This window comes from Streptococcus intestinihominis, from assembly GCF_046824975.1.
Taxonomy (GTDB): domain Bacteria; phylum Bacillota; class Bacilli; order Lactobacillales; family Streptococcaceae; genus Streptococcus.
Window position 1 is genome coordinate 1 of record NZ_JBKQBL010000011.1, and the last position, 8,602, is coordinate 8,602.

The window sequence follows — 8,602 nt, forward strand, 5'->3', positions numbered from 1 at the left end:
TAAATTCCTCAAGTTTTTCCTTTTGTTTTACTTTCCAATCTTTTAGCATTTCTGCTAATTTCTGATTGATAGTAATGTTTCTAGTTCCTGATCGTGTTTTTGTTGTATTAATGTAGCTTGTATTATTGACAAAGTATACCGTCTTGGTAACGTAAATCGTATTAGTTAAAAAATTAATATCATTCCAGTTTAATGCGAGTATTTCTCCCATTCTCATCCCAGTAAAGAAAGCAATTACGAAAAACAGATCATAGCTTATTTCATCATCTCGAATAAGCTCTCTAAATCTCGTGAACTCTTCTATACTCCAAAATTTGATATTAGGCTTCCTAATTGGTAATTTTCTCAGATTCTCAACAGGATTTTTATCAATGAGGGATTTTCTTATACCAGTATCAAAAATTTTTTTAAGTAGAATTAGAACTTTATTAATTGTATTATAACTTAAAGTCTCTTTTTCATTTTGTTTTTTAGTTTTTGTTTTTAGGTATTCACGAAATTCGAATATATGGTCATACGTTAATTTATTTAAATTTGTATTTTTAAAGTATGGTTTAATATGACGCTCATAATTGTTTCTTTGTGTACTTGTATAGCTTATTTTTCTGCCATTTTTCAGATCATCTTCTTCAAGTAAGTCGAATAACATATCTGTTGTTACTACAAAGTCAAATTGTTTTTCTTTTAATTCTACAACTCGAATATGTTGTTCTAGTTCTAGGGCTTCCTTTTTAGATTTTAATCCTTTTCGAATGATACGTATTCTTTTTTGTGTGACTGGGTGGAAACCATTAGAAACATCGACGGTCCATTTACCACTTTTAGTTTTACGAACAGTCATTCATTATGCTTCTTTCTGGAGTTCAATTCCTAGTAGCTCTTCAGCAACACTGGCTGGAATTGTACCAATCCGTTTGTTATCGTAGATATTAAAACCACGATTCACTAATAGTAATTTGCCAGTATGGATAATCTTTCTTGCAGTTCCTGGAGCAAATCCAAGTTCGATAAGGTCATCTTTTGTTACAGTTTTAATCATGTGATCTCCTTTTCTAATTAGATTAAGTAAGGGGAGGATTAACTCCCCTTGTCTTATACTTATTTTTGTTTTACATCTACTAAATGGATAGCATCTGCCTTGTAATACATTGTCGTGCTAATCATAGTAGCTTGTAAATTGTCAAATGTAACTGGTACTTCATCCATTGCTTGGATATAGTCATTATCAACCAAGGCATCTGGATTGTCTACTGAGACTTGGGTTGATTTCTTTTTGAATTGTCCATCCTTGATCGTTACATTGTATTTCCAACCAATGATTTTATCGGTATTAAAACGTCTTTCGCTACCATCTCGGTTTTTGATAATTTCTCCGTTTGCATCTGCTCGGACTTCCGTTTCAAATTTTGGAATGACTTCATCCAATTCAAATTTTGTTCCAATGTTATTAAAATTCCAGTCATTTTGTGAAAGCATTTTTGCCATAATTAATTTCTCCTTTTGATATTTTCTTTGATTGTAGGGATCAAATCTTCTCTTTTAAAGAGAATTGCCCTTTCTATTAATCCACTTGCTAAATCTGGTGGATATTCCATATTGTTGAGTGCGAGATAGTTAGTCTTCTCATACTCATGCAGTAAGTTATTGTCGTATAGAAATTTATACGCTTTTAGAATAGCTCCAGAACCTTTATAGGTAAACCATTCTAATTTTTGTTCTAGTTCTGTTTTTGGTTTTGAAATAATGATAGAGACAGGTTTTGAGTGACCTAAAAACTTTTCCCAAGATCTCAAAGGTTTTGAGAAATGGCTATCACTATAGAACCTCACTTTTTCTTTAAGATATCCCTTGGTAAAGTTGAGAAGATCTATTTCTGAATGCAGCCATTCTTGAATGAAGTAGTGAGCTTTTTCTTTCCTAAGTTCTAACTCAGTTCTTATCCAATTTTCTATATACCGCTTGCTGATACCGAGCTTCTCAGCTCGTTCTAAGCGCTTATCGTAAATTCTAAGTCTTTCATCATCATTTGGTTTTCTTAAATATAGGGTCTGACCGATTGTTTCATCTCCATAGGTGTTGTAGTAGGTGCTTTTTCCATATATAAAGCGTTTCTTCTGACAGATCTTTAGAAGTTGATTAGGAGTGAAATAGGGTGTTTCATTAAAATCATCTATTGCAATATCAATTCGTCTGATTGAAAAACGATTGTAATTGTAGTAGAGGTTGTCCAGAAACTGTCTTTCGGATAGACTATTTGGATCTAATACCATATCTCTATAGAATTCAAGTGCCTGTCCTGACATGATAAGCATGTAGGACGACTCTTTCGATCCATAGTAGATACGGATATTCCCATAATGAAGCTGGCTATCATAGTTATAGTATTTAAGGCTCCCCTTGTTCTCAATAAATAGGTCAAAGTCAAGAAATAGGATATCTTCGATTATTTCTTTTGGCGAAAATTCAGTCTTATCAAACTGAATTTGAATCCAGTCAAATACAGAACGTAAATGCTCATTGTTTGCCATAGATTTTGATTCAACTTTTTGCCTAATTTTGCCACTCTTGAAATCTCCAAAACCCTTGATAATACTGAATTCTTTCGATGGTACACCTAACTTGCAGAGGGTGGTGTTACTACACACCCTATCGGTCAAAAATGGTCCGTCCGCATCTACGCTCATTTTCGGCTTTCTGCCTCATGGCTCAGCCGAAAACTCGCTATTAGCCGAACCTATTTTTTGACCTCTTGTTAACAAACCCTAGTAAGCCGGTTTGCATCGACTCTTCAATATCTTGGATTTTCTTTTTTAGGTTGGAATTCTCAATTTTTATCAGTCGCATTTCTCGCTTAAATTCCTGTTTTAAGGCGCTCAGTTCATCGTAGAGCTCATCTATTGCTTGGTTTAGGGATTCATGCTCATTGTCTGCTAGACTCCCAAATACGGCTTGTATAGCCTCTTTTAGACCTATTTCAAGTTTTAGTTTAGCTAACTTTTGAAATTGTCTAAGGTCTTCGTCTGTAAAGTCATAGGCAACTGTATAACTTAATTGATGAGTTCTTGGGTTTCTACTGATAGGAATTTTAATTTTCTTAAATTCCTTGCCACTTATCTCTTTAATCAGTTGGATCCAATTTTTAAGAGTAGAGGTAGAGTTTAGGCCAGAAATTTGATTGACTAACTCTTTATTGGTCATCTTTTTTCGAAACCTCCGAAATTTTCTTGTGCAACTGAAGAGTTTTCTGTGGTATAATTGTTACATAATATGTTTTGATCTTGGAACGAACGGCACATTTGTTTCAAGATTTTTTTATTTTGTCGAATCTTACCTCCTTTATTAAAATTTTTTAAATCGACTACTAGTTACATACGCTTTTACCTCCTTTTATGCTATAATATTCTCAATGGAATATTTAATCTTAAAATAAATATTCCTTATGGAATAATTCTATTTTATACCGTTTAGAATATTTTGTCAAGCAAAAATATACGAATAAGAATATCTATAGGAGAATTATGTATACAGAGGATTATAAATTTTCAGAGAGGTTAAAAACTCTCAGAAAATCAAAAAAGTTAACTCAAGTACAAATATCGGAATTAATTGGAGTTCAACAAGGGACATATTCTCGGTGGGAGAATGGAACGTTAGAACCAGGATTAGAATTCGTTGTGAAATTAGCAAATATCTTTGGTACTACTACAGATTATTTGCTGGGACAAAAACCTTATTCAATTATCAGTAGTTTACCTCTAGAACAATTAGATCTTACCAATATTGCAAACTTTTCAAAGGATGAGTTTGATATTTTGAAACATTCAATAGCAGTTTCGGTGGCAAGAAATAAAATAAAGGCAACAGAACTAAAAGATAGAGTTATAGAAAAAAATCAGTTGTCAGAAAAAGATGCAGAACTTTTGAATAAGATTTTTGAAGAAGTTAAAACTTATTGGGAAAATTAGAAGGACGCTAGTCTTCAAAATTTCCTCCCAAAATGTGTCTAAAATATTAACGGAATTCCATTAAAGAAAGAACATTTAGAAGTTTCAATAGGTAAAGATTAGTATATTCTTGTTGAATAATTTTATTTAATGAAGGTTATTTATAGTTGAAAGGGGAAATAGATGGTCTCTAAAATTGATACAGCTTGGGACTTGTTTCTGGAGGGAAAAACATCAGAAGCTAAACAGTTGGTTGAACAAGATTTTTCCATTGATACCTGTACAGATTTTAGCCTTTTAAATCTGATGGGGTATTTATTATTGGCAGAAAAAGACTATGCCTCGTGTGTTCGTATCTTTGAGAAATACATTATATTAGCTCAACAAAATGAAGATAAAGAACATGAACACATTGGATTACATCAATTAGCTATGATCTACAGAGATCAGGGGGATTTTCATAAGGCTTTAAAGCTCATTGAAGATGAAGAGAAGATAATTGAAGAGCATTTTCCCAATGATAATCTAAAGAAAGCTATAAATAACTACGAGCAAGGCTATGTGAGATTGAAATTAAACAATCTTGATGAAGCTCTTACATTCATGAATCTGTCATTGGAACAATCTTTAGAGACTGATGATGTGATTTCTCAAGCTTGTAGCTATAGAGGGTTAGGTGAAATCTATTTAGCCTTGAAAGATACGGAATTATCCAACAGACATTTCAAACGAGCTATAGAGCTTTTCGAAAGTGTTGGAGAGTTTGAAGGGATAAAGGAAATTGAAGAATTGACCCCTTAAAAGTTTAAAAGAGATGAGTTCTGTTAATAAGCAGAGCTCTTTTTTATCTAGAGTTAAGTTCTTTAAATATTCATTGACCAGACTTATTTTTAGATGTATAATGAGCATGTAAAATATATCACAAAGAATAATATGTAATAAGATTTAATGATTACATCTGATATTTCTCAATTATAGGGTTCTATTATCTAGGAGAGATTTATGATTAATATTTTTAAATATCTTGATAAAAAAACAAAATACCTAACCATTATTGGGGCACTGGCAAATGGGGGTCTCGCTTTGGGGCAACCCTTGGTTGTTGCCAAAGCATTATCGATAGATCAAAATAACCTTACCTATTCTTCTATTTGGAAATTTGCCCTCTTTGGTTTTTCTGTCTATTTCGCTTTGTATAGTCTAATGTTATTTTGTAATCATGCAAATAATGTCTTTCGACGTGAAATTCACATGAATATCCGAACAGCACTTTTTCAGAAGTTAATGGAAGACAGGAAATATAGTGAAGATGAAAAGATTACCATGCTGACACAGGATATGGAATTTTTAGGAGATAACTTTTTTGAACGCTATATGACTATTTCATGTTGGGGATTTGGAGCGCTGATTACGGCGATCTATATCATTGCCCAAAATGTTTTATTGGGTTCTATCTTTGTTTTCTTCACAATCTTACGTCCCATTCCACAATTCTTAATGAATAATAAGCTAAAGAATTCAGGGGATGAAATGTCTCAGGGAAGAACAGCCGTTCATAACCAAATCTCTGATAGTATTCGAGGGGCTCAAACCTTGCGGATGAATCAAGCCTTGCCTGAAAATTCTCAGCGCGTCTGGAATATCAATCTTCGTTATCAACGAGCCATTCAAAAGTTTGCTTTTACCCATAATATTGTTTTCTTTTGTAATGGTTTCATGGTCTTTCTTAGCCAAGTACTCCCCTTGGTATTGGGGTTCTTCCTTGCCATGCATGGTCATCATGTTTCAGTGGCTAGCCTGGTTGCAATGTATATTGCCGCTGGTCAACTGGTAGGTCCTATACAAAATATCATGTATGATGTGGTTGAAGTACAAGGAGCCAAAACAACGGCAGAAAAGATTTTCGGAATTTTAAATCGATCAGATGATAGTGAATCGGACAATCATTCGATCTCACAAGTAGAAGAACTAGAAATTTCTCATTTAAGTAAATCTTATAACGGTAGAGAGATTATACGCGATCTTAATCTAGCCATTCAACAAGGCGAAAAAGTCCTCATCAAAGGGCCAAGTGGTTGTGGGAAATCAACCCTCTTTCGAATGATCACAGGGGAAGAAAAGGCGGATGATGGGACGATTACTTGTCGGACAAGGGATGGAGCAAAAATAAGTTATTTTATTCGTCAGGTAGGTATCATCAGTCAGCATCCTTTCCTCTTTAATGATACTGTTCGCTACAATCTTAGTTTGGGACAAGAGTTTTCAGATCAAGAATTGGAGACTGCTTTGAGACAGGTCAAACTCGACCATGAACTAACTGATGGACTTGATTTTGTAATCACTAATAACGGAGAAAATATTTCAGGCGGACAACGAGTCCGGATTGAACTAGCCCGCTTCCTTCTTCGTAAAAAGGATATTTTATTAGCAGATGAGGTAACTGCAGCTCTTGACGTAGAAAATAGCCAGATGGTTCGAGATTTGATTTTCTCACTACCGATGATGGTGTTAGAAATCGCTCACCATATTGATAATGAAAGTCGATACGATCAAGTCATTGAACTAAGAAAGAATTGATTTTGTAATGAACCCAATATGTTGGATAAATAATTTAAGTTAAGGATTTAGTTCCGTATTGCACAGGGCTAAGTCCTTTTTTCTACCATTTATCAAGTATATCAAGGTATTTGATGAAAAATAGTTTGAGTACCATAGTCAAACTAAGGAAATTGTCTTTTTTGTACAAAAAATTATTAAATAATATCTGATGTAGTGTAAACTACTTCACCACTATTTTATTTGCATTGAGGTTACTATTTGAAGAAGAAAAATGAGTTACTAAAAAGGTACTAAATTCTGAAAAAAGTTCTCTTGTTAGTCTAAGTTGCTAGTATTTTAAAAAGACAAGGTGTTTTATCCTTGTCTTTTTCGTTTTAGTATTGGTTTGGTTTCAATGTCAATAAGTGTGTTCTTTTTGCAGTATTCTATATATTTGAGGTAACATTATTATGGTATAGATCAGAAGAGAAGTCCCTCCAAATATGAATATCAGACCTCCATTTATATCTTTTTGAAATAGATAAGTAAATACAATGGTACCTATCGGCATAATAGACGTATTTAGTGTGAATAAAGTGCTCATCACTCTTCCTAAATAATTTGTTTCAATGCTACTTTGAAGATAAGTCATGACGACAATATTTAGAATAACAAGAGTAAATGCGATAATTCCCATGAATAAACCGCCAACGGAAGAAATAATCACTTGGGTGTTACTAGTTGCAAATGTAATACCCAAACCAATGATAGCGATAGTTAGAAGAAAAAGCGGGATGCGGATTCTATTAGTGAGAAGTGTGTTGGTTTCTTTTTTGTCTGGCAGTAGCGACATAGACACACTGGCTAATAACATTCCAACTGCAGACATTGTTTCTAGGATACCTATTGTTGCATTATCTAATAGGAGTTGCTCTTTAACTACAAATGGTACTCCAATGCTAATGGAAGTATAGAAAAAATTCAGTACAACACTAACAAGAATAATATATTTGACAATCTGATTTTCTTTTAAAAATCGGATAATTTCTTTAACCCCGTGTTGAGGGTTTTCATTCTGTTTGATCTCAGCTTCCTGCCCATCGTGTTCATAGAAGAATTTCATGGTAAGTAAGACACCTAAAGCAAGGAGATTTGCAATGATTTCTATGAGAATAAAGCCTGAGAAGCCTAACCAATTATAAAAAATGACTCCAATAGCTGGCGAAAGCATGGTTGCGATAGCAATGGCAGTTTGTGTAACAGAGCTTAATCGTTGAATTTTTGTATCATTTACTAACTCGTGGATAGAGGCTGAATAACAAGTATCATTGATGTTAACTGTAATAGAGTGGAGTATGACAAATGGGATTACGAGGTATAAGATAGTAGATGAATTCGTTAAAAAATAAAAAGCATAAAACAGAAGAAAGATTATAAGCCTAAAGATAAAATTATAAGTTAAGATCTTTTTATGACGGTATCGGTCTACTAAATTACCGATTGGAACCAAGAAAATCAAACTAACTAAAGGATAGATGATCATATTGATTCCAAAACTCATTGCCGATTTTGTTTGATCCAGTAACATTAATCCTAAAGCAAAATTAAAAGCTTTTCCACTTAAGGAGCTAATAAAACTACTGATAAAGTCTTTAACGATTTGTCTATTAGACATTTGATCACTTATTAAATTTTTAATACTAACCCCCTCCATTCGTTTCAACATTGATTTGGTTATCTAATCCTATTCAATGAATCTGAAAGGTAATCAGATTATTAGATAAACCATAATTTTGGTTAATTAAGATTTTACCAATTATACTAATAAAAGTATATTAAAAAATGTAGAAAGAAAGTAAATTTTTTAAGATTAGTGGCTGTGTTATTTAACGGCTAAGAAATAAAATGATTGTCTCACTGTTTATGGAAGTAGTTATTTAAGAGAGAAAAATGAGTTACCAAAAAGTTACTAAAATCTGAAAAATGAGTCTATTTTGCAAGATTCAAAAGGTTTAAAACCCTATTAAATCAAGGATATAAGATTTAAAAAGTGTATTCATAGAACTCAAAATCCAGTGTCCGCAAGGACGTGCCGGTTCGACCCCGGCCGCCGGTATAGT

The 8,602-nt window shown here is 33.2% G+C and carries 9 protein-coding genes; 3 read left to right on the plus strand and 6 right to left on the minus strand.

Annotated features, from left to right (window positions below; translation table 11 throughout):
* From ACLOR3_RS10515 to ACLOR3_RS10535, 5 genes are all read right to left on the minus strand, one after another.
* A partial coding sequence (locus tag ACLOR3_RS10515) for a tyrosine-type recombinase/integrase (protein ID WP_412037214.1) occupies nucleotides 1-841 on the minus strand: 841 nt, incomplete at its 3' end.
* Nucleotides 842-844: 3 nt separating this feature from the next.
* On the minus strand, nucleotides 845-1,039 hold the full coding sequence (locus ACLOR3_RS10520; protein WP_000598356.1) for a DUF3173 domain-containing protein: 195 nt from the start codon (nucleotides 1,037-1,039) through the stop codon (nucleotides 845-847).
* Between the two features lie 59 nt (nucleotides 1,040-1,098).
* The gene (locus tag ACLOR3_RS10525) at nucleotides 1,099-1,485 is read right to left on the minus strand and encodes a hypothetical protein (RefSeq protein WP_001096843.1); all 387 of its coding nucleotides are present in this window, start codon (nucleotides 1,483-1,485) and stop codon (nucleotides 1,099-1,101) included.
* A 2-nt stretch (nucleotides 1,486-1,487) separates the two neighbouring features.
* Nucleotides 1,488-2,684: a replication initiation factor domain-containing protein gene (locus ACLOR3_RS10530; RefSeq protein WP_270308718.1), complete on the minus strand. Its 1,197-nt coding sequence runs from the start codon at nucleotides 2,682-2,684 to the stop codon at nucleotides 1,488-1,490.
* A gap of 40 nt (nucleotides 2,685-2,724) precedes the next feature.
* Nucleotides 2,725-3,198 (minus strand): hypothetical protein, encoded by a 474-nt coding sequence (locus tag ACLOR3_RS10535; RefSeq protein ID WP_061564625.1) that lies wholly within the window; start codon nucleotides 3,196-3,198, stop codon nucleotides 2,725-2,727.
* 320 nt (nucleotides 3,199-3,518) lie between these two features.
* On the opposite strand from ACLOR3_RS10535, the gene ACLOR3_RS10540 reads away from it, so the two are divergent.
* From ACLOR3_RS10540 to ACLOR3_RS10550, 3 genes are all read left to right on the plus strand, one after another.
* Nucleotides 3,519-3,965, plus strand: a complete 447-nt coding sequence (locus tag ACLOR3_RS10540; RefSeq protein ID WP_000287814.1) for a helix-turn-helix transcriptional regulator — start codon at nucleotides 3,519-3,521, stop codon at nucleotides 3,963-3,965.
* A gap of 162 nt (nucleotides 3,966-4,127) precedes the next feature.
* Complete coding sequence (locus ACLOR3_RS10545) at nucleotides 4,128-4,745, plus strand: tetratricopeptide repeat protein (RefSeq protein ID WP_155200314.1); 618 nt, start codon at nucleotides 4,128-4,130, stop codon at nucleotides 4,743-4,745.
* 201 nt (nucleotides 4,746-4,946) lie between these two features.
* Complete coding sequence (locus ACLOR3_RS10550) at nucleotides 4,947-6,521, plus strand: ATP-binding cassette domain-containing protein (RefSeq protein WP_411400974.1); 1,575 nt, start codon at nucleotides 4,947-4,949, stop codon at nucleotides 6,519-6,521.
* 379 nt (nucleotides 6,522-6,900) lie between these two features.
* On the opposite strand, the gene ACLOR3_RS10555 is transcribed toward ACLOR3_RS10550, so the two are convergent.
* Nucleotides 6,901-8,157, minus strand: coding sequence for an MFS transporter (locus ACLOR3_RS10555; protein ID WP_270616166.1), 1,257 nt, complete (start codon nucleotides 8,155-8,157; stop codon nucleotides 6,901-6,903).
* Between the last annotated feature and the right edge of the window lie 445 nt (nucleotides 8,158-8,602).

What these genes read in the sequence shown, in the direction of transcription:
- ACLOR3_RS10535 (WP_061564625.1), bottom strand. Translation starts at nt 3,198, where the DNA reads ATGACCAATAAAGAGTTAGTCAATCAAATTTCTGGCCTAAACTCTACC.
- ACLOR3_RS10520 (WP_000598356.1), bottom strand. Translation starts at nt 1,039, where the DNA reads ATGATTAAAACTGTAACAAAAGATGACCTTATCGAACTTGGATTTGCT.
- ACLOR3_RS10555 (WP_270616166.1), bottom strand. Translation starts at nt 8,157, where the DNA reads ATGTCTAATAGACAAATCGTTAAAGACTTTATCAGTAGTTTTATTAGC.
- ACLOR3_RS10550 (WP_411400974.1), top strand. Translation starts at nt 4,947, where the DNA reads ATGATTAATATTTTTAAATATCTTGATAAAAAAACAAAATACCTAACC.
- ACLOR3_RS10530 (WP_270308718.1), bottom strand. Translation starts at nt 2,684, where the DNA reads ATGAGCGTAGATGCGGACGGACCATTTTTGACCGATAGGGTGTGTAGT.
- ACLOR3_RS10525 (WP_001096843.1), bottom strand. Translation starts at nt 1,485, where the DNA reads ATGGCAAAAATGCTTTCACAAAATGACTGGAATTTTAATAACATTGGA.
- ACLOR3_RS10545 (WP_155200314.1), top strand. Translation starts at nt 4,128, where the DNA reads ATGGTCTCTAAAATTGATACAGCTTGGGACTTGTTTCTGGAGGGAAAA.
- ACLOR3_RS10540 (WP_000287814.1), top strand. Translation starts at nt 3,519, where the DNA reads ATGTATACAGAGGATTATAAATTTTCAGAGAGGTTAAAAACTCTCAGA.